Here is a 26,336-nt window from a genome sequence, read left to right as displayed (position 1 = left end):
GCCCTAATCGTCGTCAGGCCCGAACAGCCTGATCTGCGGAAGACCGCCGCGCGGCCGGCCGGCATAATCGCGCGCATCGGAATCTTCGCGGATGTTGCGCGCAACGTCGTCCCAATCGGTGCGGTCGCGCATGCCGCGCTGCTCGCGGCCCTCATGGTATTGGCGGCGCTCGGCCCAGCGGTCGCGCCGCTCGATTCGGCGCCGCTCGGACGCAGCGCGCCTCACGTCGGAATCCCTCGCCTTGGCATAGGCGTTGTCAGGTGAAGAGGCCGGATCGATCGACGCTTGCTGCTCGCCGGGCTTTGCGGCTCTCGGTGACGATGCGACCGCTGGCTTGGACTGTTCCTTGGACTGTTCCTTGGGCGGCTCAACTGCAGCTGCCTGCGAAGGCGGGGGTGCCGGCGGTTCGGCATTCACCTGAGCGGGCTGCGCGTCAGGCCTCGCGACTTCGGGCTTTGCGGCTTCAGACTTGGCTTCGGCCTGCGCCGGTGCGGCGATCATGGCGCCGAAGGCTTGCGAGCCGGTGAGATAATTGACCCGTTCCGAGGGCGCGTTTGTCGCCACCGGCGCGCCGGCGGATTCGGCGCGCTGCGCCATCTTGCTGGTGTCCGGGCCCTGTTTGGACGCGACCGGATTCATGATGTTGCCGGCCACGATCCCGCCGCCCAAACCAATGGCGATGGCTGCAACGATGGTTCCGGCACCGACGAAATAGGCTGTCGAGGCGCGCATTGATCCACTCCCTCTTTGGAGCGAGCAACGCGCGTCGATTGCCGGATGTTCCTGGTACGAAAGCAGTTCCCAAAGGAACTTAAGCGTCAGATCTGCTGCGCGACCTTCTCGAGCCCGATGAGGCGAGCGAGCTTGCGCACTTCCTCTTTCTGGTCGTCACGCAGCTGGAACAGCAACGGCATGGCCGCCGACTTCAGCTGCTGGACCTCATCGCAATTCGGGTCGATCTGAGCGCTGGGTGGCGCGTTCGGATTGGAGAGCTTGTTGGCCGAGATCTTGCGGACAACGTTGCGCAGCGCGCTCTCGACCGAGGGCCAGTAATATTCCTGCGACGAGGACAGTTTCAGGCGGTCCCTGATCCCCGCAATCTGTGCGTCGGACAGCAGCGTATAATTCTTCTGCGGCTGCGGCTTGGCCACCACCTTCGGCTTGGCGGGGACTTCGACGGCGGGAACTTCCGCCGCGGCAGGCGCCTCGGACAGCGCCGGCTTGGGCATGGGGAAATCGGACGGCGTTGCAGCGGCGAAGGCCTGGCGCAGCGGCTCGGTCAGCAAGGGCGCTTGCGAGAGCCTGTCGGCGGGCACCTGGACCGGCTCGAATGCGGCCGATGCCAGGGCGAGGGTCGGGACCAGACGGTCGGCCTTGGCGGCGCGGTTGGTTGCGAGCGGCTTGGGCGGAGGCGTCTGGGCGATCATGTCTTCGCTGACGCTGGGGACGCTGTCGCGGCCGAGAATGGCGGTGGTGGCGGCGCCGAGGACGAGGAAGCAGGTCAGCACAACGATGGTGATGGCTTTGGACAAACGTCTCTCCGGGAACGGACGCTTCACGAGTTTGTTAACGATGCCCGGGAAAAGGGCGCGAATTATGGCTTGAGTGTGCCTTGGTTGCGACAATCAGCATGTCTGCCGCGACATCTTGCGTAAAAGGCAAGGGAAATCAGGCAGCTGCAGCCAGCTCGTAGGCGTCCTGGATGTCCGCGACGATCTCGGATGCCTCCCAGACCGCGCGCGGCTCGACCGATTGCAGCGCCACCGTCCAATTGCCGCCCCGGCGGGTGCGGGGGACGCTGACGATGTCGAAGCGGACGTTGCGGCACAGCGGGTGGCGGGCCAGGGCATGAGCGACGCGGACGCGGATTTCGTCCAGCGAAGCCGCCGTCTTGGTGTTGAGATAATCGAAGTCCATCGCCTGTCCCTCTCGGTCCTGATTGGCGGCCGTGAGAGGATTCTTGGCGGGCGATGGTTAATCTGCCGTTAAGTGAGCGAGACGGAAGAGCGCGGGATTAACCGTGATCGAGGACGAGCGGAGCCGCAATTCTACGGGGAGCGGCGCGCCCTCGCCTCACGATATTCGGCCACCGTCCGCGCAACGAGATCGTCGACCGCGAGCACGTCGGTGACGCCCGAGCTGGAATGCCCGCCGCTCCAGATGTCGCGCCAGCGCTTCGGACGGCTCTCGCGCGCGGCAACGTCGATATCCGCAGCGATGTCGATCGCCCCGTGCGCCGGCAGATCGTCGGGATCAAGCCCGGCGGCCACGATCGACGGCCTCAGCATGCTGGTCTGCAGGCCCGTGAACGCGGTCGTCAGCAGGATGTCGTCGGCGCTGCTCTCGACCAGCATACGCTTGTGGCGATCGTCCGCCATGCTCTCGCGCGTCGCAATGAACTTGGTGCCCATGTAAGCGAGATCGCAGCCGAGCACTTCGGCCGCATACAGCGCGCGGCCGTCGCTGATGCCGCCCGCGAGCACGATGACGCCGTCATAGAACGCGCGCACCGCGCGGACGAAGGCGAACGGGTTGAGCCAGCCGGTCTGCCCGCCGGCGCCCGCGGTGAGCAGCACCAGCCCGTCGGCACCTGCTTCCGCCGCACGTTCGGCATGGCGGATGGAAGCAACGTCCGCCAGCACCAGCGCACCGGCATCGTGCAGCGGCTTCACCATTGCTGCGGGCGAGCCAACCGAGGTGATCACGATCTCCGGCCTGTGCCGCAGCAGCACGGCGAGATCCTGCTCCAGCCGCGCATTGGAGCGGTGCACGATCAGGTTCGGGCAGAGCGGCGCTGCCTTGCGGCCGGTCTGGTCTTCGTGCTGGCGCAGCCGTGTCTCGATGGTGGTCAGCCATTCATCGAGTTGGTCCGTGCTGCGGCAATTCGCGGTGGGGAAGCTGCCGATCACCCCGCTCCGGCACGCAGCGACCATGAGCTCGACGCCGGACACCAGGAACATCGGCGCTGCGATCAGCGGCAGAGCGAGACGATCGCCGAAGCGTTGCAGCCGATCTGACGTCACGCAAATCTCCTTTTCACGCATGCCTCCCTCGCGCGGGCTTTGTCGTTTTCTCCCGCAGTCTGTGTGCTAGCGTCGCCGGCAACATTGGCACGTCAGAAGCCGGTGACAAAGCAACGAGGAAACATATGACCGATCCGCTTCACGCATCGTCCCCGACTTGTGCGCAGACGCTACGGGCGCTGTCGCGCTATCCCGGCCGCGTTGCCTTCGCCTGGCCGGGCGGATCGTTGAGCTATCGGGGTGCCACCGATCTCATCGGACGCATCCAGGGCGTGTTCATGCGTCTCGGCCTGCCGGCAGGCGCGCGCGTCGCCTTCCTCACCGCAAACCGCGCCGACACCTGGTGCGCCGGCGTCGCCGCGCAATTGTCGCGGCTCTGCATCACCTGGCTGCATCCGTTGGGATCGCTGGAGGATCAGCTGTTCCAGCTCGAGGATTCCGAGGCCGAGATGCTGGTGGTCGATGCCGCCGCCTTCCGCGACCGCGGCGGCGAACTTGCGGCAAGAGCGCCCCGGCTGAAGGCGGTCTTCACCATGGGGCCGGCCGGCTACGGTGCCGATCTGTTGGCCGCCATCGAGAGCTCCGGACACGCCAGCGCGCGGTCCCTCGCCGACCTCGACGATCTCTCCACGCTGAACTACACCGGCGGCACCACCGGCAAATCGAAGGGCGCGCTGCGCTATCACCGCGAGAATGCCGGAGCCGCCGCCGCGATCCTCGCCGATTTCGAGATCCCCGACGCGGCACGCTACCTCACGGTCGCCCCGATCAGCCATGTCGCCGGCACCAAAGTGCTGCCGACCTTGATGCGCGGCGGCACCGTGCACATGCTGAGGGGATTCGATCCCGAGGCGGTGCTGACGACGATCGCACGCGAGCGCATCAATTTCACGCTGTTCGTGCCGACCATGATCTACGTGCTGCTCGATCATCCCGCGCTTGAAAAGACCGATCTCACCTCGCTCGAGCTGGTGCTCTATGGCGCGTCGGCGATGTCGCCGAGCCGGCTGATCGAGGGCATCGAGCGGATCGGACCGGTGTTCTCGCAGCTCTACGGCCAGACCGAGTGCTATCCGGTCTCGGTGCTGCGCAAGGCGGATCACGATCCCAAGACGCCGGAGCTGTTCCTGTCCTGCGGCTTCCCGATTGCGGCCTGCGAGGTCAGGATTCTCGATGACAACGACGACGAGGTAAAGACAGGCGAGGCCGGCGAGATCTGCGTGCGCGCCCCGCATGCGATGGCGGAGTACTGGAGGCGGCCCGACATCACCGCCGAGACGCTGAAGAACGGTTGGGTCCACACCGGCGACATCGCGCGCCAGGACGAGCGCGGCTATATGTTCATTCTCGACCGCAAGAAGGACATGATCGTGTCCGGCGGCTTCAACATCTTCCCGCGCGAGGTCGAGGACGTGCTGTCGCAACATGCCGATGTCGCCATGGTCGCGGTCGTCGGCATTCCCGACGAAAAATGGGGCGAGGCCGTCACCGCCATCGTCGTGCCGCGCGAGGGCGCAACGCCGGACCCGGACGAGCTGATCCACCTGGTCAAGACACGAAAGGGCTCGGCACATGCGCCCAAGCAGATCCGGTTCGTCAAGCAATTGCCGATGACCGGCGTCGGCAAGGTCGACAAGAAGGTGCTGCGCGCAGGCTTCTGGAGCGGCCGGGACCGGATGGTGGGATAAATATCCGGGATTCTACGGGGCCGCTGTGTCCCCGACACCACAACGCGGAACGGAGTGGTTGGCGGCGCGGCTCACGCAATTGCCGGCGAATCGGGGAATCACCTAGACCGCTGCTGGGGCTGGGAAGCGGAGAGTGAGATGAGAGTCGCTTCCCTGGAAAGTGTGGTCGCCGCGGTCACGTTGATCACGGCTATCATCGTGGTGCTGTGGGAGATCAAGATCTTCTACGGAATGTGAACTGGCAGGATGCCCGGGTCGAACCCGGCCTCGCATCCCTTCCGCGGCGGCGGAAGCCTGCCGTTCAGTTGCGCAATGCGCGACATAGCTTTTTCACGATCGGTGTCATCGTCCGGCTTGACCGGACGATCCAGTATTCCAGAGACAGTCGTTGTTGAATCGAGAGGCCGCGGCGTACTGGATGCCCCGTCCAGCCGGGGCATGACAGTGACGTTGACGCGCGAGCATCGCTCGCTCGTCATGCCGTCGCCTCAGCGCTTCTCGATCACCAGGCTCTGCACCGCGCGGCCGAAATAGCCGCGGCGGTCGGCGAGGCGCGACATGGCAAGCCCGCTGCCGTCGGCGCCGATCCAGGACTCACCGTCGAGCAGGATCCATTCGCCGACCGGCTGACGCGCGAAGCTCACGCTGAGGTCGGCATTGATGTAGGTCCAGGCGCGGAAGTCGAGCGTCGAGGCGGTGCCGTTGGAGAAATCGGCGGCGACCACGGCGCGCATGGCCTGCGAGATCGCTTCCCCCTCGATCAGCGGATGGTCGACGCGAAACCAGATCGCGCCGGCGCCAGCCTGGCCGAAGCGGCCGCGCGCGGCACGCATCGAGACCGAACGCACGAACGGGCTGGTGGCGGCGTGACCGTCCTCGGACAGCGAGTCCTCCGGCGAGGGCAGCGTGACCGGCAGCTCCTCGACGTCGTCGGGCAGCGCCAGCGCCTGGCGCCGGATCTTGAGCACGGTGGCGCCGACCACCTGGACGCCGTCGGCAAGCAGCTTGATGTTGCAGAGCTGGATCTTGCGGCCCTCGCGCAGGACCTCGGTCGCGATCGTGAGCGGCGCCACCGGGACGGGGCGCATCAGGTCGATGGTGACGCGCGCGATGTCCATCGGAGCAGGCGTCGGGATGCGCTCGGCCGCCCACGTCACCAGCGAGGCCGGCGCCGAGCCGTGCTGCATGCGCCGATCCCAGGGACCGGCGGCATCCGGGCTGGTGACGACGCTGTCGCCGTCGACGCGGTAGATCGCGGTCATCACTCAAATCTCTGTTGGCTTTGAATGTCGAAGCTTAGCAAAAAGTGTCGTCCCTGCGAACGCAGGGACCCATAACCCCAGCGAGAAGTTGTTGCGCGAGAGTCGCAACCACGAATCTTCGTCAAATTCCTCCCTGTGGTTATGGGTCCCGGATCTGCGCGCGCTTAAGGCGGGCTTGTCCGGGACGACAGTTTCCTACAACGGCGGATCGATCGCTTCGTCATATTCCTTCTTGAAGCGCGCGATCAGCTCGGCTGCGGGCACCACCTTGTCGATGCTGCCGATGCCCTGGCCGCTCCCCCAGATCTCCTTCCAGGCCTTCGGCTTGGCGCGTTCGCCGGAGGCGTCGGTGCCGAAATTCATCTTGGAGGGATCGGAGGTCGGAAGATTGTCCGGATCCATGCCGGCAGCTAGGATCGAGGGCTTCAGATAATTGCCGTGCACGCCGGTGAAGAGGTTGGAATAGACGATGTCGTCGGCGCTCGAGCCCGCGATCATCTCCTTGTAGCGCTCGACCGCGTTGGCTTCCTTGGTGGCGATGAAGGCCGAGCCGATATAGGCGAAGTCAGCGCCGAGGATGCGTGCGGCGCGGATCGCCTTGCCGTTGCCGATCGCACCCGACAGCGCGATCGGGCCGTCGAACCATTTTCGCGTCTCGGCGACGAAGGCGAGCGGCGAGATGGTGCCGGCGTGGCCGCCGGCCCCCGCCGCGACCAGGATCAGGCCGTCGGCACCCTTCTCGATCGCCTTGTGCGCGAACTTCTGGTTGATCACGTCGTGGAAGACGATGCCGCCCCAGCCGTGCACGGCCTGGTTCAGCTCCTCGCGGGCACCGAGCGAGGAGATGATCATCGGCACCTTGTACTTGGCGCAGAGCTGCATGTCGTGGTCGAGCCGGTTGTTCGACTTGTGCACGATCTGGTTGACGGCAAACGGCGCCGACGGCCGTTCCGGATGGGCGCGGTCATAGGCCGCGAGCTCCTCGGTGATCCGTGCCAGCCATTCGTCGAGCAGCTCCGGCGGCCGCGCGTTCAGCGCCGGAAACGAGCCGACCACCCCCGCCTTGCACTGCGCGATCACGAGATCGGGCACCGAGATGATGAAGAGCGGCGAGCCGATCACGGGGATCGACAGGCGCCCCTTGAACAAGGCAGGCATGGACATTGCGAGACGATCCTCTGTTGGCCGGTCATGGAAGGTTGGGCGCCATACCAACAAGGCAATCTTTCCACTGTCAAGTATTGCGTTTTGACGCCGTGGCGGAGGCGCCAGCGATACTATTCCAAGGCGTGGAATTTTCTCGGCGTCATTCCGGGGCGCGCCGAAAGGCGCGAGCCCGGAATCCATCGGGCGTCAGTACGCGCGGTGAAATGGATTCCGGGTTCGCGCTTCGCGCGCCCCGGAATGACGAGAGGACAGACCAGCTCCTACCCGATCAAATCCGGATTGATCAGTCGCTCGAACGAGAACATCTCGTCCCACTTCTCCTGCGTCAACAGCTGGCGTTCGACCACCACGATCTGGTGCAGCGACTTGCCGCTCTTGTAGCCCTCGCGCGCGATCTCGGCGCATTGCTTGTAGCCGAGCAGCGGCTTCAGCACCGTGACGATGCCGAGCGAGTTCAGCACCATGTTGCGGGTGTGCTCCTCGTTGGCTGTGATGCCGACCACGCAATTTTCCCGCAGGCTGTTGACCGCGCGCTCCATGGTGCGGATCGAGAAGAACAGCGCGAACGAGATCACCGGCTCCATCACATTGAGCTGGAGCTGTCCCGCCGAGGCCGCCAGCGTCACCGTCGTGTCGAGCCCGATGACGAGGAAGCTGGTCTGGTTGACCACTTCGGGGATCACGGGATTGACCTTGCCGGGCATGATCGAAGAGCCCGGCTGCAGCTGCGGCAGGTTGATTTCGTTGAAGCCGGCGCGCGGGCCGGAGGCGAGCAGGCGGATGTCGTTGCAGATTTTCGTCAGCTTGCTCGCCGTGCGCTTCAGCACGCCCGAGAGTTGCACATAGGCGCCGGTGTCGGAGGTCGCCTCGACGAGATCGCCGGCGAGGATGAAGTCGACGCCGGTCAGCGCGCTCAGATGCCGGACCGCGAGCTTGGGATAACCGACCGCGGCCGTGACGGAGGTGCCGATCGCGGTGGCGCCGAGATTGATCTCGCGCAGCAGCGCACGCGCTTCCGAGATGCGCTCGACCTCCTCGCCAATCGTGGTGCCCCAGCCCCGGAATTCCGCCCCGAGCGACATCGGCACGGCATCCTGCAGATGCGTGCGGCCCATCTTCAGAACCCGGTCGAACTCGCGCCCCTTGGCGAAGAAAGCTTCCTGGAGCTGGCGCAGCGCGGTCATGTAGCTCTCGAGCCGCAGGATCAGCGCGAGGCGGAAGGCGGTCGGATAGGTGTCGTTGGTCGACTGGCCGTAATTGACATGGTCGTTGGGACTGACGTGCTGATAGTCGCCCTTGCCGAAGCCGAGCGATTCCAGCGCGAGATTCGCGATCACCTCGTTGGCGTTCATGTTGGTGGAGGTGCCGGCACCGCCCTGGATGAAATCGGTGACGAACTGATCCATCATCTCGCCGGCGATGACGCGGTCGCAGCCGAGGATGATCGCGTCCGCGACCCTGGCGTCGAGCACGCCGAGATCGCGATTGGCCATGGCGGCGGCCTTCTTGACGTAACCGAGCGCCTTCACGAAGTAAGGCTCCTGGTTCATCGGAATGCCGGTGATGTGGAAGTTCTCCTTTCCCCGGATGGTCTGGACGCCGTAGTAGATGTCGTCGGCGATCTCACGCTGTCCGAGGAAGTCCTGCTCCGTCCGGCTCATGGGCGATCCTTGTTGCTTGCGCGCGGACCATCACGTCAGTTCTGGCACAGCGCGCTGGTCACGAAAGTATCGGTGCGGCAGTCGTCCGGTTTGCGTTGCCGGCCGGGGATCAAGACCTTGGCCGAGCATTTTTCCGCGGAATCGGCATTCAGGCTCTTGCCTTCCTTGTAGCCCTTGCCTTGGCAGAGCTGGTCGGCGGCCTGCTTGCAGTCTGGCGCGCCGTTCGACGAGACCGGGCAGGCCACGCGCCCCGACACCATGGTCGAGGGCTTGGCCAGCCGTGACAGGTCATTCATGGTTTCACTGGGGCTTTTGATCGGCGGCAGGATCGAGGGCAGCTTGTCGAACAGCTTGCCCATTTCATTGATCAGCCCGGGATTTTCCTCTTGCGCCGGCGGCGCCGATGGAGCGGGTGTCGACGGTGGCGGCGCGGCCTGCGCGCCCGGCGCCTGCAAGCCGAGCGATGGCGGGGCGGATTGCGGCCATCCGGTCCCGCCGCCACCGAGCAGGAGCGCAAGCATCGCGAGAATCAGCGTGCCCGGTCGCATGACCTGTTTGCCGGATCGATCCGTCATGACCACAACCGTAGCCGAACCAGAGGTGACGGCAAAGCGCGGAGGTTTAGATCAGCTTGATCGCCACTACGAAGCCGAGCACCAGCACGATGGCGCCGAGGGCGACCCAGAGTCCGAGATGCCGCTCGATCCTGACCCGGATCCAGTCGCCGTAGCGGTTGAGCAGGATCGCGACGACAAAGAAGCGTCCGCCGCGCGCGACGATCGAGCACAGGATGAACAGGAGGATGTTGTAGCCGGCAAAGCCCGAGGTGATGGTGACGAGCTTGTAGGGAATCGGCGTCAGCCCCTTGAGCAGGATGATGACGGCACCCCATTCCGCATAGGAGGCCCGGAAGGCGTCGACCTTGTCGGCGAGGCCGTAGACCTGGATCAGCCATTGGCCGAGCGAGTCGAACAGCAGCGCACCGATGGCATACCCGACCACGCCGCCAAGCACCGAGGTCACGGTGCAGATTGCGGCGTAGAGCCAGGCGCGCTGCGGGCGCGCCAGCGACATCGGAATCAGCATCACGTCCGGCGGGACCGGAAAGAAGGAGCTCTCGGCGAAGGATACGGCCCCCATGATCCAGAGCGCGTATGGCTTGTGGGCGGCGTCGATGCACCAGTCGTAAATACGTTTCAGCATGGCGCCGCGATGAAGCACCATGGGACGGATTTGTCCATGCCGAGATTGGGGCGAATTGTGAGGTTTCTAGTGGCGCTTGCGCGCGGCGCGACCCTCGAGCGCGACAATTGGCCGCCTGGCGGCCACGCGCGGTGACGCGACCTTGGGCAGCTTCATCGAGGATTTCGGCAGCTTCTCGGCGATGCCGAGCATGTCTTCTCGCCGCGTCATCTCGCGCCAGACGTCCTCGGGGCGCACGCCGGCAGAGGCCCAGAGCACGGTGAGATTGTACAAGAGGTCGGCGCTTTCCCGGATCACGGCCTCGGAGTCGCCATTGACGGCATCGATCACGACCTCGATGGCCTCTTCGGCGAGCTTCTTTGCCATTTTCGAGGGCCCGCGCTGAAACAGCCGGGCGGTCCGCGATGTTGCCGGATCAAGATCCCTGGCCGCGAGCACAGCCAGATATAGCCGCTCAAGCGAATCACTCATGGTACTCAAAACTACTCTAAACAAATGGCGGGCGTGTTAACGCTCGGCAATAAAAGCAGAAAACAGGCCGGCGCGGCAAGCGCGACGGCCTGTTCTCCGATGACGCAGGGCCGATCAGTTAATAGCAGCTGTAGCCCGAATAGCCGTGGGCGCAGGGGTTTTTGTAGCCGCCATAGGTGTAGCGGTTGCTCGAGTCGTAATAATACGAACCATAGCCGGGGCTGCTGTAGTAGACCGGGCCGCTGTCGTAGTAGTAGCCCGGACCCGGATCATAGGCGTAGGCATCGCGGCTGGCTGCGATCGCCAGGCCGGTCGCGGCCAGGCCGAACATCGCTGCAGCGGCGGCGCCGCCACCACCGCCATGCCAATGACGACCGCCCGCGTAAGAGGCGGTGGGTGCAGCGGCGGTCAGAGCCACCACGGCGGCGGTAGCAAGAATGGCCTTGCGGCCCGCAATCTTGGAGAATCGGTCGAACATGTCTTGGGCCCTCCTTTGGGACCTGGGAATGGACGCCTGCGGACAGGCTCATGCATTCAAACCCGCATGACCTAAGTTGGGTTCCCCAACCCCAACACAAGCTGAACGGGGTTGCGTAATCGTGACGCAACCGTCGCTCATCCGCCGTTCATGTTGGCGCGCGCACGGTGTCGCCGGCCGGCGCTGCGAGCGTCACGAAACCATAACAATGCGGGACCGGCGCAACTGATGTCGGAATTCAAGACGATCGCGCTTCGTTGCCTGCTGGCCCTCACGATCTCGCTTGCGACACTGATTCCACGCGGTGTCAGCGCGGCCGAGACGCCTGCGCCGTCCTCAATTGCCATTCACTTCACCTTCGACCGCCCGCCCGACGCAAGCATGGCGCCGTTCTTCCTTGCGGCAAAGGACGGCAGGTTCGGCGCCGAGCGTCTGAACGTGTCCTTCAGCAGCGCGGCCGGATCGCCGGAGGCACTCGCCCGCGTCGCCAAGGGCGCCAGCGAGCTTGCGCTCGTCGACATCAACGAGTTGATCCGGTTTCGCGACAAGGAGGATGCGGCGCCGATCAAGGCGGTGTTCGTGCTGTTCAACCGCGCGCCGTACGCGATCATGGCGCGCAGGAGCCGCGGCATCCATCTGTTGCCCGATCTCGACGGCAAGACCGTCGGCGTTGCCGAGGCCGACCTGTCGATGCGGCTGTGGCCGGCGCTGGCGCAGCAGAACGGCATCAAGGCATCGCGCGTCAAATTCCACAAGATCAGCGCGGCGGTGCGCGAGCCGATCCTGTCCGCAGGACAGGTCGATGCCGTCGCGGGCTTCAGCCATCTCTCGGCGGTGAACCTGCGCGACCGCGGCGTGCCCGGCGCGGATCTCGTGGTGCTGCGCTATGCCGATTACGGCTGCGAGGCCTATGGCTTCGCCGTGGCGGTCAATGCCGCCTTCGCCGCAGCAAAGCCGGACGCCGTGAAAGGCTTCGTCCGCGCCTTGATCGCCGGCATCGCCGCCACCGTCAAGGAGCCGGCGCGTGCGGCGGACGACGCCGCGAGCCGCATCGACGGCGGCGACCGCGACCTGGAGCTGGAACGCCTGCGCACCGTTCTTGCCGACAACGTCCTGACCGACGAGGTCAAGCGCAACGGTCTCGGCGGCATCGAGCCACGGCGCCTGGAGCGCTCGATCGACCAGATCGCGCAGGACTTCAAATTCCGCAAGCGGCCCACCCCGGGCGACGTCTTCGACGACCAATTCCTGCCGCCGGTCGCCGAACGGCTTATCAATTGAGAAAAACCGGCGGCTTCCGCTATATCTCGCGCGCGATCCCTGCTTAGAATGCGGGCTCCGTCGTCCGCTCGAGTTTCGTCACCCGCATGTCCATCCTCCGTCTCTATACCCGCGTTCTTGAGTTGCTCGGCAACGAGGCGCGGCTGGGCTGGCTGCTCGCGGTCGCCAATCTGCTGCTGGCGGGCTCGCAATTCGCCGAACCCGTGCTGTTCGGCCGGATCGTCGACGTGCTCTCCGGCAAGACCGTGGCCGGCTCGAACTCGGCCTGGCCGTTCCTGGCTGCCTGGGTCGCGTTCGGGCTCTTCACCATCCTGTGCAGCGCGGTCGTGGCCTTACAAGCCGACCGGCTCTCGCACCGCCAGCGCCAGGCGGTGCTGACCGACTATTTCGAGCACATCCTGCAACTGCCGCTGACCTTCCACTCCGGCACCCATTCGGGCCGGCTGATGAAGGTGATGCTCAACGGCACCGACGCCTTGTGGCGGCTGTGGCTCGGCTTCTTCCGCGAGCATTTTGCCGCCATCCTCTCGGTCGTGGTGCTGCTGCCGCTGTCGCTCTACCTGAACTGGCGGCTCGCCATCCTGCTATTCGTGCTCTGCATCGTCTTCACCGCACTGACGACCTTCGTGGTGCGCAAGACCTTCGGCATGCAGATGGAGGTCGAGGAGCAATATAGCGAGCTCTCGGCGCGCGCTTCCGACGCGCTCGGCAACGTCGCGCTGGTGCAGAGCTTCGTCCGCGTCGAGGCCGAGGTGAAGGGGCTGCGCTCCGTCGCCGATCAATTGCTCGAAGCCCAGATGCCGGTGCTGTCGTGGTGGGCGCTGGTCACCGTCATCACGCGCGCCTCCACCACCATCACGGTGCTGGCGATCTTCACGTTCGGCATCGCGCTGCACGACCAGGGACTGACCTCGGTCGGCGAGATCGTGATGTTCGTGAGCTTCGCGACGATGCTGATCCAGAAGCTCGAACAGGTCGTGAGCTTCATCAACAACGTGTTCATGGAAGCCCCGCGCCTGCGCGAGTTCTTCAATGTGCTCGACGCCGTGCCCGCCGTGCGCGACCGCTCCGACGCGATCGACGCCGGCAGGCTGTCCGGCCTCGTCGAGTTCAACGACGTCACCTTCTCCTATGACGGCAAGCGGCCGGCGATCGAGGATCTCACCTTCACCGCGCTGCCCGGCCAGACCATCGCGCTGGTCGGCCCGACCGGCGCCGGCAAATCGACCGCGATCGCGCTCTTGCACCGCGCCTTCGACCCGCAATCCGGCGTCATCAAGATCGACGGCATGGACCTGCGCGGCGTGACGCTGACCTCGCTGCGGCGGAACATCGGCGTCGTGTTCCAGGAAGCGCTGCTGTTCAACCGGTCGATCGCGGAGAATTTGCGCGTCGGCAAGCCGGATGCGACCGAGGCCGAGATGCGCCAGGCGGCCGCGCGCGCACAGGCGCTCGAGTTCATCGAACGCAGCGGCGGCTTCGAGACAAATGCCGGCGAGCGCGGGCGCATGCTGTCCGGCGGCGAGCGGCAACGCCTGTCGATCGCCCGCGCGCTGCTGAAGGACCCGCCGATCCTGATCCTGGACGAAGCCACCTCGGCGCTCGACGCCGTCACCGAGGCCAAGGTGAATGCCGCTCTCGACGAAGTGATGAAGGGCCGGACCACCTTCGTCATCGCCCATCGCCTCTCCACCATCCGCAACGCCACGCGGATCCTGGTGTTCGAGAACGGCCGCGTGACCGAAAGCGGAACTTTCGATGAACTCGTGGCCAAAGGCGGCCATTTTGCCGAGCTCGCCAGGGCTCAGTTCATGGTGCAGGAAAGCGCACGGGCCAGCGTGACGGCCTCTGAGGTTGCCGCGACGGCCGCCAAATCCCCGTAGCAAGTCCCCACAGCGCCGTCGAAATTCGGCCTATTTCATTGCGGAATACCGCACCCGGCCCCCTATTCTCGACGCATCAGCCGGTATAGGTTCGCTGCGCCGCAAGCGGCGGCGCTGGATTTCAGAACCGACAATCAGATCACGAGAGCCGCCGGGAACCGGCGGGCCTCCAAGGACCGGAATCGGATAGTGCACGCCCTACGCCCGCTGCTTCGCAAATCCTTGTTCAGCCTGTTCGCTGCGAGTCTCGCATGTGCCGCGCTGCTGGCGCCGCGCGGGGCGAGCGCCGAAGCGCTGCTGCTGATCGAGGCCGACAGCGGCAAGGTGCTGCAGGCGGACAACGCGACCATTCCCTGGTATCCGGCCTCCGTTACCAAAATCATGACCGCCTATGTGACGCTGAAGGCGGTCAAGGAAGGCAGACTGACGCTCGACACGCTGCTCACGGTTTCGCCGGTTGCAGCCTCGCAATCGCCCTCGAAGATGGGGTTCCGTCCGGGAACGCAGCTCACCGTCGACAACGCGCTGAAGATGGTGATGGTCAAGTCGGCGAATGACATGGCCGTGGTGCTTGCCGAAGGTGTCGGCGGCTCGGTCGACGGCTTCTCCGCGATCATGAACGACACCGCGAGGAAGCTCGGCATGACGCAGACCAGCTACGTCAATCCGAACGGCCTGCCCGCCGAAGGTCAGATCACGTCGGCGCGCGACCTCGGCATTCTCGCGCGCGCGTTCCTGCGCGACCTGCCGGAATACGAATATTTCGTGCACATCCCGGCGATCCGCTTCGGCAAGCGCGTTACCGGTAATTTCAACAAGCTGATCGGCCGCTATCCCGGCGCCGACGGTTTCAAGACCGGCTTCATCTGCGCCTCCGGCTACAATCTCGTCGCCTCGGCCACGCGCAACGGCCGCCGGCTGATCGCGGTGGTGCTGGGCGCGAGCTCCGGCACCGCGCGCGCGGTGAAGGCCGCGCAGCTGCTGGAGCGCGGCTTCAGCCAGGACACTCTGACATGGCTTCGCCCCTCGCTCGGCACGGTCGATAACCTCGTGCCGGTCGACGCCTCGCCGCCGAACCTGCGCGACGAGATGTGCGGGCCCCACCGCAAGCGGCCGGCCAGCGACGACGACGATGCGCTGATTGCCGCCAATGGCGGCGCCACCGGGTTGGCGTCCGCGACCGGCGGCGAAGCCCAGGTGACGTTCTTCACCGCCGGCCTGCAGCCGCCCCTGATGAAGGCCTCCGAGCTGATGGCCTCGGCGCCGGCGCCGACCGAGCCCGTGCTGGTCTACACCGGCCCGACCCGCACCGGCACCGCCCTGATCGCGGCGGTCGCGGCCGACGCCGACCAGCAGGCGGCGTCCTCCAAGCCGCGTGGCAAGAAGTCGCGCGTAGCCAAGAAGCCGGATGCGGCCGACAAGCCGAAAGACGCGGCCAAGGACGCCAGCAAGGACACCAAGACCGCGGCGGTGAAGCCGGATGCCAAGCCGGCGGGGGTCAAGAGCAACGGCGGGAACAACGGCAAGAGCGACGGCAAGAACGACGCAAAGAGTGATCCCAAGACTGCGGCGAAGCCGGCAGCGCCCAAGCATGCTGCCACCAAGCCTGATGCGGCGGCTAAACCCGCCGAGAAGCCTGCGGCCGGCGGCGATCCGAAGCCCGCCAAGCCCAAGGCCGCGACCAAGCCCGCGGCCAAGCCGGCCAACAACAGTTAACGGCGCACCCCCGGGCCGATCCGGCCCGGCTTCGCACCTGCGACAGCCGTTCGCGATGATTCCAGTAGCCACTTCCCGACCTTTGCCCTAAGCGTCGACGGCTTGCCACCGGTTCCGGCAGGCTCGATACTGGCGGCAATGCGGCAAGCCCGAGACACAACGGGCTCTGGTCAATGAGGGGAGTTTTCCATGGAGCGCATCTGGCTCAAGCAATATCCGCCCGGCGTGCCCGCCGATATCGAGCCGACCCAATACGCATCGCTGGTCGACCTGCTGGAGGAGAGCTTCACCAAGTTCGCCGACCGCAAGGCGTTCATCTGCATGGACAAGTCGATCAGCTACCGCGACCTCGACCAGATGTCGGTCGCGCTCGCGGCCTATCTTCAGGGCCGCGGACTGCAGCGTGGCGCCCGCGTCGCCCTCATGATGCCGAACGTGCTGCAATATCCGGTCGCAACCGCTGCGGTGCTGCGGGCCGGCTTCGCTGTCGTCAACGTCAACCCGCTCTACACCCCGCGTGAGCTCGAGCACCAGCTCAAGGATTCCGGCGCCGAAGCCATCATCGTGCTGGAGAATTTCGCCCACACCGTCGAGCAGGTGATCGCCAGGACGGCGGTGAAGCATGTCATCGTCGCCAGCATGGGCGACCTGCTCGGCTTCAAGGGCGTGATCGTCAACCTGGTCGTTCGCCGCGTCAAGAAGATGGTGCCGGCGTGGTCGCTGCCGGGCTCGGTCTCCTTCAACGACGCGCTGTCCGCCGGCCGCGGCATGACCTTCAGCAAGCCCAAGCTCTCGCCGGGCGACGTCGCCTTCCTGCAATATACCGGCGGCACCACCGGCCTCTCCAAGGGCGCCACCCTGCTCCATCGCAACATCGTCGCCAACGTGCTGCAGAACGATGCCTGGCTGCAGCCGGCGCTGGCCGCGCCGCCGCATGTCGATCAGCTCATGATCGTCTGCGCGCTGCCGCTCTATCACATCTTCGCGCTGACGGCCTGCTACCTGCTCGCGGTGCGCGCCGGCGGCTGCAATCTGCTGATCCCCAACCCGCGCGACATCCCCGGCTTCATCAAGGAGCTGGCGAAATATCAGGTCAACAGCTTCCCGGCCGTCAACACGCTGTACAACGGCCTGATGCACCATCCCGACTTCAAGAAGCTCGACTTCTCCAAGCTGAAGATCTCCAACGGCGGCGGCATGGCGGTGCAGCGTCCCGTGGCCGATCAATGGAAGGCGGTCACCGGCTGCTTCATCGCCGAGGGATACGGCCTGTCGGAGACGTCCCCGACGCTGACCTGCAATCCGGCAACGGCAACCGAATTCACGGGATCGATCGGCATCCCGGTGCCGTCGACCTGGATCTCGATCCGCGATGACGACGGCAACGAGGTCCCGCTCGGTCAGGCCGGCGAGATCTGCGCCAAGGGTCCGCAGGTGATGTCTGGCTACTGGAACAGGCCGGAGGAGACCGCCAAGGTGATGACCGCGGACGGCTATTTCCGCACCGGCGACATCGGCATCATGGACGAGAAGGGCTACACCAAGATCGTCGACCGCAAGAAGGACATGATCCTGGTCTCCGGCTTCAACGTCTATCCGAACGAGGTCGAGGAAGTGATCGCGGGCCATCCGGGCGTGCTCGAATGCGCCGTGATCGGCATCCCCGATTCCAAGTCGGGCGAAGCGGTGAAGGCTTTCGTGGTGAAGAAGGATCCCAACCTCACCGCCGAGGCGTTGATCAAGTTCTGTCAAGAGCAGCTCACCGGCTACAAGGTGCCCAAGCAGATCGAATTCCGCACCGACCTGCCCAAGACCAATGTCGGCAAGATCCTGCGCCGGCAGCTGCGCGACGAGAAGAAGGCCGAGGCGGCGTAAGCTGCTCCGCTGATGACGGACGTCGGTGACATCGCGCCATCGGGCATTCTTGCCTTCTGGCGCGAAGCCGGCCGCGAGCGCTGGTACACACGCGACGACGCTTTCGACGCGGAGATCCGGCGCCGCTTTCTTGCGCTGTGGCAGAAGGCGGCCGCCGGCGAACTGGCATCATGGGAAGACAATGACGCAGGCGCCCTCGCGCTCGTCATCGTGCTCGACCAGTTTCCCCGCAACATGTTTCGCGGCACGCCCGAGGCCTTTGCCAGCGACGCGCTGGCGCGCGAGGTCGCCCGCCGCGCCATCGACCGGGGTGTCGATGCCAGGGTCGATCCGATCCTGCGCGAATTCCTCTATCTGCCCTTCATGCATTCGGAGCACCTGCCCGACCAGCTGCATTGCGTCGCGCTGTTTCAAGACGCCGACAGTGCCAACAAGGCCGACAATGCCGAGAACCTGAAATACGCCCGGGAGCATGCCGACATCATCCGCCGCTTCGGTCGTTTCCCTCACCGCAACCGCGTCCTCGGACGTACGTCCACGGAGGAAGAGCAGGCCTTCCTCGACAGTGGCGGTTTTGCCGGCTGATGACATCGAGGTGAAGGGCCGCCTGCGCCGCTTTCACTGCCGGCAATATTGTGCAGCCTCCCCGCACGGTCTAAAAAGCGGGACCGATTTTCAGGGAGACTGACCATGGCGATCCAGATTGGCGACAAGCTGCCCGAGGCGAAGTTCCGCGTGATGACCGCGGAAGGCCCGCAGGTGAAGACCACCGACGATATCTTCAAGGGCAAGAAGGTGGCGCTGTTCGCCGTGCCCGGCGCCTACACCGGCACCTGCCACAAGATGCATCTGCCGAGCATCTTCCTCAACGCCTATGCCATGAAGGACAAGGGCGTCGACAGCATCGCGATCGTCTCCGTCAACGACGCCTTCGTCATGAACGCCTGGAAGCGTGACACCGACCAGCGCGACGAGGCCATCTTCCTCGCCGACGGCAACGCCGACTTCACCAAGGCAATCGGCATGGAGCTCGACGCTTCCGCCAACGGCCTCGGCATCCGCTCCAAGCGCTATTCGATGCTGGTCGAGGACGGCGTGGTCAAGAGGCTGAACCTCGAGGCGATGCCCGGCAAGGTCGAGGTCTCCGGCGGCGATACGCTGCTCGGGCAGCTGTAAGCTTTAGACCCAGCCCGTTTTCAGGGATGACGTCATGCCCGGGCTTGTCCCGGGCATCCACGTTCTTGGCTCGGCGCGGCAAGGCGTGGATGGCCGGGTCAAGCCCGGCCATGACGAATGGAGAGAGCCAGCCCCCTCGCTACTCGCTGATCCGGGTCTGCAACCGCGCCTTCACGATGCCGTCTCGCGCGAGCTGATCGGCGCGCTCGTTTTCGGGGTGGCCGGCGTGGCCCTTGACCCAGTGCCAACGGATCTCGTGCTGCTTCAGCGCGGCGTCGAGGCGCTGCCATAGCTCGACATTCTTCACCGGCTTCTTGTCGGCGGTGCGCCAGCCGTTGCGCTTCCAGCCGAAGATCCAGCCGGTGATGCCCTGCCGGACGTACTGGCTGTCGGTGTAGAGATCGACGATGCACGGCTTCTTCAGCGCTTCGAGCGCCGAGATCGCCGCCATCAGCTCCATCTGGTTGTTGGTGGTGTGCGGCTGGCCGCCGTTCAGCTCTTTTTCCTTGTCGCCGAACCTCAGGATCGCGCCCCAGCCGCCCGGCCCGGGATTTCCCGAGCAGGCGCCGTCGGTATAGATCGTGACATTCGGACGCTCGCTCACGCCACCAGCCCCGAGGGCATCAGCCCATAGTCGCGCACGCTGCCGACGCCCTGGTGAAAGCGCAGCTTGCGGACATATTCCAGCGGATCCTTCGGCTTTACCAGCGCACCGGGCGGCACGTTGAGCCAGTCGACCAGCCGCGTCAGCAGGAAGCGGATCGCCGCTCCGCGGGCCAGCAGCGGCAGCGCGGCCTCTTCCGCCTCCGAGAGCTTTCGCACCCGGCCATAGGCGTTGAGGAAGGCCCTCGCCTTGGTGACGTTGAAGGAATGATCCGGCTCGAAGCACCAGGCGTTGAGGCAGATCGCGACGTCGTAGGCCAGCATGTCGTTGCAGGCGAAGGTGAAGTCGATGATCCCGGACAGCTTGTCGCCGAGGAAGAAGACGTTGTCGTTGAAGAGATCGGCGTGGATCACGCCTTCCGGCAGATCGGTCGGCCAGATTCCGCTCGAGAGATGATCGAGCTCGGCCGCGAGGAAGGCCCGCAGGCCCGGCTGAACCTCGTCGGCGCGGTGTGAGGCCGCATCGAACAGCGGCCGCCAGCCGGAGACCGACAGCGCGTTGGCGCGCCTGATCCCGAAGTTCGCCCCGGCCAGATGCATCTTCGCCAGCCCCTCGCCCACCCCGGCGCAATGCGCCACGTTCGGCTTGCGCGGCCACATGCCTTCGAGAAAGGTGATGATGGCCGCAGGCCGTCCCGACAGCTCGCGCAGCGCCTCGCCGTCGCGTCCCTTCACCGGCAGCGGGCAATTGACGCCGTGCTCGGCCAGATGCGTCATCAGCGCGAGGAAGAACGGCAGATCGTTCTTCGCCACGCGCTTCTCGTAGAGCGTGAGGATGAACGACGCCTGCTTGCCCCCTTGGCTGGTATGCAGCAGGAAGTTGGTGTTCTCGACGCCCTCGGCGATGCCCTTGTAGGAGAGCAATTCGCCGAGCTCATATTGCTTCAGGAAATCCGCAAGCTCGTCGGCGGCGACGTCGGTATAGACCGCCATCAAGGTCTACTCGGCGGCAGCTTCGGGACGTACCTGACGCGGCAGCGGGAAGAACTCGTTCTCTTCCGCGGCCGAGACCGTCTCCACATGCAGCGTGTAGCGCTCGGCGAAGGCGTCCATGATCTCCTCGACGATCACCTCAGGCGCGGAGGCGCCCGCGGTGATTCCGAGGCTCGTGAGATTGCCGAACTTGTCCCAGTCGATGTCCGCGGCACGCTGCGCCAGCACCGCGATCTTGCAGCCCTCGCGCTCGGCGACCTCGCGCAGGCGCTGCGAGTTCGACGAATTGGGGGCACCGACGACGATGAGCGCGTCCACCACCGGCGCCACCTTCTTCACCGCGAGCTGGCGGTTGGTGGTGGCGTAGCAGATGTCTTCCTTGTGCGGGCCGTTGATGTTGGGGAAGCGCTCCTTCAAGAGCGCCACGATCTCCGCGGTGTCGTCGATCGACAGCGTGGTCTGGGTCACGAAGGCGAGGTTGTTGGGATCCTTCGGGGCGATGGTCTTGGCGTCCTCGGCGGTCTCGATCAGGGTCACGGCGCCGGCCGGAAGCTGGCCGAGCGTGCCGACCACCTCGGGGTGGTGGGAATGGCCGATCAGGAAGATCTCGCGGCCGCGCTTGAAATGGATCGCGGCCTCGCGATGGACCTTGGTCACCAGCGGGCAGGTCGCATCCAGCGAGAACAGATTGCGGGATTGGGCGTCGGCCGGAACCGATTTCGGCACGCCATGGGCCGAGAACACCACCGGCGCGGACGTATTCTCCGGGATTTCGGCGAGCTCCTCGACGAAGATGGCGCCCTTCTTCTTCAACCCGTCGACGACGTATTTGTTGTGCACAATCTCGTGGCGAACATAGACGGGGGCGCCATATTTATCGAGCGCCCGTTCCACGGTGTCGATCGCCCGGACCACCCCGGCACAGAAGCCGCGGGGAGAACAAAGCACGATCTTGAGGTCTGGTTTGGCTGACATTGAGCGATCTCGGGACCGAATCACCCGTTTCGCCTTCTGGCGGGGGCGGTCGATGGATGGAATAGGGCTTAAAACGGTCGGGTTGAACTATACCGCGATTTCCAAGGGAATTGGGCCCCCTTTCGGGCGCTGTCAAGGCACTATCTATAGCAGAACCATTGCGTGGCCAGCCCCTCCCGGCTTATATAGCGCGAATTCCCTGTCATCGCTGATGACCACCGGTTTCGCCTCCAAAGGGGTGGGCGAAGCACAAAGGAGATTTGCCATGAGCAACGCACCTCTGATGCCCAAGGCGACCGCCGTCTGGCTGCTCGACAACACCGCGCTGACGTTCGACCAGGTCGCCGATTTCACCAAAATGCATCCCCTCGAGGTGCGCGCGATCGCCGACGGCGATGCGGCCCAGGGCATCAAGGGCATGGATCCCCTCTCCAACGGCCAGCTCACCCGCGAGGAGATCGAGAAGGGCGAGAAGAACCCGGATTACCGGCTCCGCCTCCAGGAGAGCAAAGTGGTGCTGCCGCCGCAGCCCAAGCGCAAGGGCCCGCGTTACACCCCGGTGTCGCGCCGCCATGAGCGTCCGAGCGCCATCCTCTGGCTGCTGCGCAGCCATCCCGAGCTCAAGGACGCCCAGATCATGCGCCTGGTCGGCACCACCAAGAGCACCATTGCCAGCGTCCGTGACCGCACCCACTGGAACACGTCGCAGCTCACCCCGATCGATCCTGTCACCCTCGGCCTCTGCTCGCAGATCGAGCTCGATTTCGAGGTGCAGCGCGCCGCGAAGGAAAAGCCGATCGATGCGGCCTATGGCGGCGCCACGCTGCTGCCGGCCTCCGAGACCACCCGCAAGGACGAATACGAATCCGCGGAGAAGTCCAGCGACGACCTCAACGTCGACGCCGTGTTCGCCAAGCTGAAGACGCTCGGCGGCAAGAAGCAGGACGACGAGGAGGAGTAGGTCCTCTCTTTTCGCTCGCTGCAAACGCAAAAAGCGCGGCAGGAAAACCTGCCGCGCTTTTTTGTTTTGTGTGCCTCTCCCTCGGTGGTCGTCCCCGCCTAGTGCGCAATTGCGCACGGGGGCGGGGACCCATATCCCCAGGGAGAAGTTTGGCGAAGACTTCAGAACTTATACGTCACGCCGGCGCCGACCAGCCACGGATCGATATGCGCGGTGCCGGTGACCGGCAGGCCGGAGACGGTCGCGCTGAAATCCGGGCGCAGCCAGAGCTTCTTGACGTCGACGTTGAGACCCCAGTGCCGGTCGATCATGTAGTCGAAGCCGAATTGGACGGCGCCGCCCCAGGCGTTGCTGACGTGCAGGTTGGTGGTGGTGGCGACGATCGCGGGCGGACCGGCGATGGCGGCGGGCGCATTGGCCGCCGAATTGTTGAAGAACACGGTGTAGTTCACGCCGGCGCCGACATACGGCTTGAACGCGCCGAACTGGTCGAAGTGATATTGCAGCGTCAGCGTCGGCGGCAGCAGCGTGGTCTTGCCGATCGGCAGGCTCGCGAGCGAGCCGGTGCCGGTGATCGAGTGCCGGGTCACGCCCAGGATCAATTCGGCCGCGATGTTCTTGGTGAAGAAATAGCTGATGTCGAGCTCGGGGACGACCTGGTCGCTAATCGAGAGCCCGGAGTTCGGCGAGGACAGCGAGGGCACGCCCGCCACATTGACGGTCGAGCCGCCGGCATCCGGCAACACGCCGAGCACACGCAGGCGAATCATCCACGGATTGAATGCCTCCACCGGCGGCGGCGCCTTCCTGTAAACCGGCAAATCGGCGGCCTGCACCGATGCAAACGTGCCCACGAGCATCGCGCCAAAAGTCGCAAGCCGCGCCAGGTTTCTTGTCGTTCTCTGCATTTCAATCCCCTTCAGCCATTTCCCGCGCATCGTTGCGCGACATGAGCGTCAGAGCAGAAAGGGGCCGCTAGGGGATTTGATCCCGATCAATTCAGGCGAAGGCCGCCACGATTTGGCCACGGCGTTGCAGATGTGTCACGAAATGCACGAAGGCGAGACGTGCCGGGCGGCAACATGGTGCCGCAGTCCCACGTCAGGGCCGCTCGGGATGGTTCAGCATGTATTCGCCGAGGTCGCGCTGGCGGCGGTCGGCGCGCGCGGTGGCGGCGTTGCGCTGGACGTCGCGGTCCTTGCGGCAGGCCACGTATTCCGGCGAACCCTGCGCATAGCCGCGGCCCTGGCACACCGCGTCGTCATCGTCGCCGCCCACCGCCACCGCATTCTGGTAGCGCGCGGAGCAGGCGGAGAGAACGACGGCGAGAGCCAAGACGGTCAGCAGGCGTGGCGCGGCGGCGAGTGGCATCGAGGGTCCCTTGTTGACCGACCCTGTTTAGCCGGGAATGAGGAGAATGTAAGTCCCCGGACGCCGTCGCACGCACGCTGTCATTCCCCGCGCAGGCGGGGAATCCAGTACGCCGCGGCGGTCATTTGGTCACACTGCTGCCGCGGCGTACTGGATCACCCGCTTTCGCGGGTGATGACGGCGGAGTTGGGGTAGGGCCTCGCGCCTCACTGGCACGACTGTCAGAGCAAACCTCACACCCGCCCCTTCAGCGCCTCCCCGATCTCGTCGAGCGCCTTGGGATCCTCGATCGTCGCCGGCATGGTCCAGGACTCGCCGTCGGCGATCTTCTTGATGGTGCCGCGCAGGATCTTGCCGGAGCGCGTCTTGGGCAGGCGGCCGACGGTGATGGCGAGCTTGAAGGCGGCGACCGGGCCGAGCTTGTCGCGCACCAGCGCAATGATCTCCTTCTCGATCTCGGCCGGCGCGCGTTTCACGCCGGCCTTGAGCACCAGGAAGCCGCAGGGCACCTCGCCCTTGATCGCGTCCTTGACGCCGAGCACGGCGCATTCGGCGACATCGGGATGCGAGGCCAGGATCTCCTCCATGCCGCCGGTGGAGAGCCGATGGCCGGCGACGTTGATGATGTCGTCGGTGCGGCCCATGACGAAGACGTAGCCGTCCTCGTCCTTGTAGCCGGCATCCGAGGTTTTGTAATAGCCGGGGAATTCGCTCAAATACGCTTCCTTGAAGCGCGCATCCTGATTCCACAGCGTCGGCAGGCAGCCCGGCGGCATAGGCAGCTTGATGACGATCGAGCCCATCGTGTTGGGCCCCACGGGCTTGGCCGCCTCATCGACCACGTCGACCTGATAGCCCGGCATCGGTACCGTCGGCGAGCCGTGCTTCACCGGCAGCATGCCGAGCCCGACCGGGTTGCCGGCGATGCACCAGCCGGTCTCGGTCTGCCACCAATGGTCGATCACCGGCACCTTCAGCTGCGCTTCCGCCCATTCGACCGTCGGCGGATCGGCGCGCTCACCGGCCAAAAAGAGCGTGCGGAATTTCGAGAGGTCGTATTGCCGGATGAACTTTCCTTCCGGATCATCCTTCCGGATCGCGCGGAACGCAGTCGGCGCGGTGAAGAACGCAACCGCCTTGTGCTCCGAGATCACGCGCCAGAACGCGCCGGCGTCGGGCGTGCCGACCGGCTTGCCCTCGTACATGATCGTGGTGGCGCCGTGCAGCAGCGGGCCATAGACGATGTAGCTGTGGCCGACCACCCAGCCGATGTCGGAGCCGCACCACCACACCTCGCCCGGCTTGACGCCATAGAGGTTGAACATCGACCATTTCACCGCGACGAGATGGCCGCCATTGTCGCGCACGACGCCCTTCGGGATGCCCGTGGTGCCCGAGGTGTAGAGGATGTAGAGCGGATCGGTCGCCGCAACGGGCACGCAAGGCGCCTTCTTGCCGTCGTTCAGCGCCTTGCGGCGCAGGCTCGCCCAATCGTAATCCCGGCCCGGCGTCAGATCGCAGGTGAGTTGCGGACGTTGCAGCACGATGCAGGCTTTCGGCTTGCTGCCGGCAAGCTTGATCGCCTCGTCGAGCAGCGGCTTGTACTGCACGATGCGACCGGGCTCGATGCCGCAGCTTGCGGAGAGAATGAGTTTCGGCTGCGCGTCGTCGATGCGGGTGGCGAGCTCCTTCGCGGCGAAGCCGCCGAACACCACGGAATGCACCGCCCCGATCCGCGCGCAGGCGAGCATCGCGACCACGGCCTCCGGCACCATCGGCATGTAGAGGATGACACGATCGCCCTTGGTGACGCCGAAATCCTGCATGATCGCGGCGAGCGCCTGCACCTCGCTCAGCAGCTCGGCATAGGTCAATTTGGTGACGCTGCCGGTCAGCGGCGAATCGTGGATCAGCGCGACCTGGTCGGCGCGGCCACCTGCGACATGGCGGTCGAGCGCATTGTAGCAGGTATTGACGACACCGCCGGTGAACCAGCGGCCGTAGGTTCCCTGCCCGGGGTCGAAGATCTTCCTGGGCGGCTCGATCCAGTCGATGTCTTTCGCCGCCTCGGCCCAGAAGCCATCGGGGTCGGCGAGCGAGCGCGCATGGACCTCGTGATAGCGACTTTTACCGTTCATTGCGCGCTCCCGTTCCCTTTGTTCGCCTGGCCCCGAACCTCGTGGCAGGACAGACGCCCCGCCATGACCAGGATCAATGCCGGCCTTGATTGAGGGCTATTTTCCCGGGAACGGGCCGCGGTTCAAGCTGAAAAGAGACTGGTCTTTCCCCGTTCTCCCCGCTTGCGGCAGGGTCGTCGCATGTGGCTTCTTTGAAGGACCTGAGCGCGCGCCTCGTCCTTCGAGACGACCGCTTCCGCGGTCCCTCAGGATAAGGCTTAACGGGCCTCGGCGCCCGCTAAAACAGCTGCCACACACTCCGCCCTCATCCTGAGGGCCCGCCGGAGGCGGGCGTCTCGAAGGATGCGCCGCAGCGGAGCGACACCATATGCGATAGCCCTGCCGCACGCGGAGAGAGAGGCGAAGGGGCGC

At 65.3% G+C, this 26,336-nt stretch carries 25 protein-coding genes; 8 read left to right on the top strand and 17 right to left on the bottom strand.

Translation table 11 applies throughout. From position 1 onward, the window contains the following. Positions 1 to 3: 3 nt before the first annotated feature. The 4 genes from WI560_RS03365 to WI560_RS03350 form a co-directional block, all read right to left on the bottom strand. Entirely contained in the window at positions 4 to 732 is a 729-nt protein-coding gene (locus WI560_RS03365) for a hypothetical protein (protein ID WP_375306896.1), read from the bottom strand. Between the two features lie 86 nt (positions 733 to 818). After that, positions 819 to 1,532 (bottom strand): hypothetical protein, encoded by a 714-nt coding sequence (locus WI560_RS03360; RefSeq protein WP_375306895.1) that lies wholly within the window; start codon positions 1,530 to 1,532, stop codon positions 819 to 821. 136 nt (positions 1,533 to 1,668) lie between these two features. Then, complete coding sequence (locus tag WI560_RS03355) at positions 1,669 to 1,917, bottom strand: hypothetical protein (RefSeq protein WP_028138683.1); 249 nt, start codon at positions 1,915 to 1,917, stop codon at positions 1,669 to 1,671. Positions 1,918 to 2,048: 131 nt separating this feature from the next. After that, entirely contained in the window at positions 2,049 to 3,023 is a 975-nt protein-coding gene (locus WI560_RS03350; protein ID WP_375306894.1) for an NAD(P)H-dependent flavin oxidoreductase, read from the bottom strand. A gap of 125 nt (positions 3,024 to 3,148) precedes the next feature. On the opposite strand from WI560_RS03350, the gene WI560_RS03345 reads away from it, so the two are divergent. Next, the gene (locus WI560_RS03345; protein ID WP_375306893.1) at positions 3,149 to 4,711 is read left to right on the top strand and encodes an AMP-binding protein; all 1,563 of its coding nucleotides are present in this window, start codon (positions 3,149 to 3,151) and stop codon (positions 4,709 to 4,711) included. Between the two features lie 488 nt (positions 4,712 to 5,199). Here WI560_RS03345 and WI560_RS03340 read toward each other — a convergent pair whose 3' ends face one another. The 7 genes from WI560_RS03340 to WI560_RS03310 all read right to left on the bottom strand — a co-directional run bounded on the left by WI560_RS03340 (position 5,200) and on the right by WI560_RS03310 (position 10,953). After that, the gene (locus tag WI560_RS03340) at positions 5,200 to 5,973 is read right to left on the bottom strand and encodes a thioesterase family protein (protein WP_375306892.1); all 774 of its coding nucleotides are present in this window, start codon (positions 5,971 to 5,973) and stop codon (positions 5,200 to 5,202) included. Between the two features lie 195 nt (positions 5,974 to 6,168). Further along, the gene (locus WI560_RS03335) at positions 6,169 to 7,137 is read right to left on the bottom strand and encodes a nitronate monooxygenase family protein (RefSeq protein ID WP_028138687.1); all 969 of its coding nucleotides are present in this window, start codon (positions 7,135 to 7,137) and stop codon (positions 6,169 to 6,171) included. A gap of 263 nt (positions 7,138 to 7,400) precedes the next feature. Continuing rightward, entirely contained in the window at positions 7,401 to 8,801 is a 1,401-nt protein-coding gene (locus WI560_RS03330; protein ID WP_375306891.1) for an aspartate ammonia-lyase, read from the bottom strand. A 35-nt stretch (positions 8,802 to 8,836) separates the two neighbouring features. Then, a complete protein-coding gene (locus WI560_RS03325; RefSeq protein WP_375306890.1) occupies positions 8,837 to 9,376 on the bottom strand; it encodes a hypothetical protein in 540 nt (179 codons plus the stop codon). Positions 9,377 to 9,422: 46 nt separating this feature from the next. Further along, positions 9,423 to 10,004: a YqaA family protein gene (locus WI560_RS03320; RefSeq protein WP_375306889.1), complete on the bottom strand. Its 582-nt coding sequence runs from the start codon at positions 10,002 to 10,004 to the stop codon at positions 9,423 to 9,425. A 66-nt stretch (positions 10,005 to 10,070) separates the two neighbouring features. Next, positions 10,071 to 10,475, bottom strand: a complete 405-nt coding sequence (gene hisE, locus WI560_RS03315) for a phosphoribosyl-ATP diphosphatase (protein WP_257196628.1) — start codon at positions 10,473 to 10,475, stop codon at positions 10,071 to 10,073. 118 nt (positions 10,476 to 10,593) lie between these two features. Further along, positions 10,594 to 10,953, bottom strand: a complete 360-nt coding sequence (locus WI560_RS03310) for a hypothetical protein (RefSeq protein ID WP_375306888.1) — start codon at positions 10,951 to 10,953, stop codon at positions 10,594 to 10,596. A gap of 228 nt (positions 10,954 to 11,181) precedes the next feature. Here WI560_RS03310 and WI560_RS03305 point away from each other — a divergent pair, with 228 nt between their 5' ends. The 6 genes from WI560_RS03305 (at position 11,182) to WI560_RS03280 (ending at position 18,884) form a co-directional block, all read left to right on the top strand. Beyond that, complete coding sequence (locus WI560_RS03305) at positions 11,182 to 12,234, top strand: ABC transporter substrate-binding protein (protein WP_375306887.1); 1,053 nt, start codon at positions 11,182 to 11,184, stop codon at positions 12,232 to 12,234. A gap of 86 nt (positions 12,235 to 12,320) precedes the next feature. Beyond that, the gene (locus WI560_RS03300) at positions 12,321 to 14,117 is read left to right on the top strand and encodes a glucan ABC transporter ATP-binding protein/ permease (protein WP_375306886.1); all 1,797 of its coding nucleotides are present in this window, start codon (positions 12,321 to 12,323) and stop codon (positions 14,115 to 14,117) included. A 189-nt stretch (positions 14,118 to 14,306) separates the two neighbouring features. Next, on the top strand, positions 14,307 to 15,833 hold the full coding sequence (locus WI560_RS03295) for a D-alanyl-D-alanine carboxypeptidase family protein (RefSeq protein WP_375306885.1): 1,527 nt from the start codon (positions 14,307 to 14,309) through the stop codon (positions 15,831 to 15,833). Positions 15,834 to 16,022: 189 nt separating this feature from the next. Continuing rightward, the gene (locus tag WI560_RS03290) at positions 16,023 to 17,708 is read left to right on the top strand and encodes a long-chain fatty acid--CoA ligase (protein ID WP_375306884.1); all 1,686 of its coding nucleotides are present in this window, start codon (positions 16,023 to 16,025) and stop codon (positions 17,706 to 17,708) included. Positions 17,709 to 17,720: 12 nt separating this feature from the next. Next, a complete protein-coding gene (locus tag WI560_RS03285) occupies positions 17,721 to 18,293 on the top strand; it encodes a DUF924 family protein (protein ID WP_375306883.1) in 573 nt (190 codons plus the stop codon). 105 nt (positions 18,294 to 18,398) lie between these two features. Continuing rightward, positions 18,399 to 18,884: a peroxiredoxin gene (locus tag WI560_RS03280; RefSeq protein WP_375306882.1), complete on the top strand. Its 486-nt coding sequence runs from the start codon at positions 18,399 to 18,401 to the stop codon at positions 18,882 to 18,884. Positions 18,885 to 19,023: 139 nt separating this feature from the next. Here WI560_RS03280 and rnhA read toward each other — a convergent pair whose 3' ends face one another. The 3 genes from rnhA to ispH are packed head-to-tail and all read right to left on the bottom strand — an operon-like array spanning position 19,024 to position 21,455. Then, entirely contained in the window at positions 19,024 to 19,488 is a 465-nt protein-coding gene (rnhA, locus tag WI560_RS03275) for a ribonuclease HI (protein ID WP_375306881.1), read from the bottom strand. After that, a complete protein-coding gene (locus WI560_RS03270) occupies positions 19,485 to 20,480 on the bottom strand; it encodes a homoserine kinase (RefSeq protein WP_375306880.1) in 996 nt (331 codons plus the stop codon). Before WI560_RS03270 ends, rnhA begins: the two co-directional genes overlap by 4 nt. A gap of 6 nt (positions 20,481 to 20,486) precedes the next feature. Then, the gene (gene ispH / locus WI560_RS03265) at positions 20,487 to 21,455 is read right to left on the bottom strand and encodes a 4-hydroxy-3-methylbut-2-enyl diphosphate reductase (protein WP_257178292.1); all 969 of its coding nucleotides are present in this window, start codon (positions 21,453 to 21,455) and stop codon (positions 20,487 to 20,489) included. 265 nt (positions 21,456 to 21,720) lie between these two features. Here ispH and WI560_RS03260 point away from each other — a divergent pair, with 265 nt between their 5' ends. Continuing rightward, a complete protein-coding gene (locus WI560_RS03260) occupies positions 21,721 to 22,416 on the top strand; it encodes a DUF1013 domain-containing protein (protein WP_028138702.1) in 696 nt (231 codons plus the stop codon). 161 nt (positions 22,417 to 22,577) lie between these two features. Here the strand turns inward: WI560_RS03260 and WI560_RS03255 are convergent, their stop codons facing one another. From WI560_RS03255 to WI560_RS03245, 3 genes are all read right to left on the bottom strand, one after another. Continuing rightward, positions 22,578 to 23,324, bottom strand: a complete 747-nt coding sequence (locus WI560_RS03255) for an OmpW family protein (protein ID WP_375306879.1) — start codon at positions 23,322 to 23,324, stop codon at positions 22,578 to 22,580. A 193-nt stretch (positions 23,325 to 23,517) separates the two neighbouring features. Continuing rightward, positions 23,518 to 23,787, bottom strand: a complete 270-nt coding sequence (locus tag WI560_RS03250; RefSeq protein WP_375306878.1) for a hypothetical protein — start codon at positions 23,785 to 23,787, stop codon at positions 23,518 to 23,520. 233 nt (positions 23,788 to 24,020) lie between these two features. Next, the gene (locus WI560_RS03245) at positions 24,021 to 25,925 is read right to left on the bottom strand and encodes a propionyl-CoA synthetase (protein WP_375306877.1); all 1,905 of its coding nucleotides are present in this window, start codon (positions 25,923 to 25,925) and stop codon (positions 24,021 to 24,023) included. Positions 25,926 to 26,336: the final 411 nt, after the last annotated feature.

It is taken from the genome of Bradyrhizobium sp. A11 (assembly GCF_042077125.1).
GTDB lineage: Bacteria > Pseudomonadota > Alphaproteobacteria > Rhizobiales > Xanthobacteraceae > Bradyrhizobium > Bradyrhizobium japonicum_B.
This window is presented reverse-complemented; position numbering and strand designations above follow the sequence as displayed.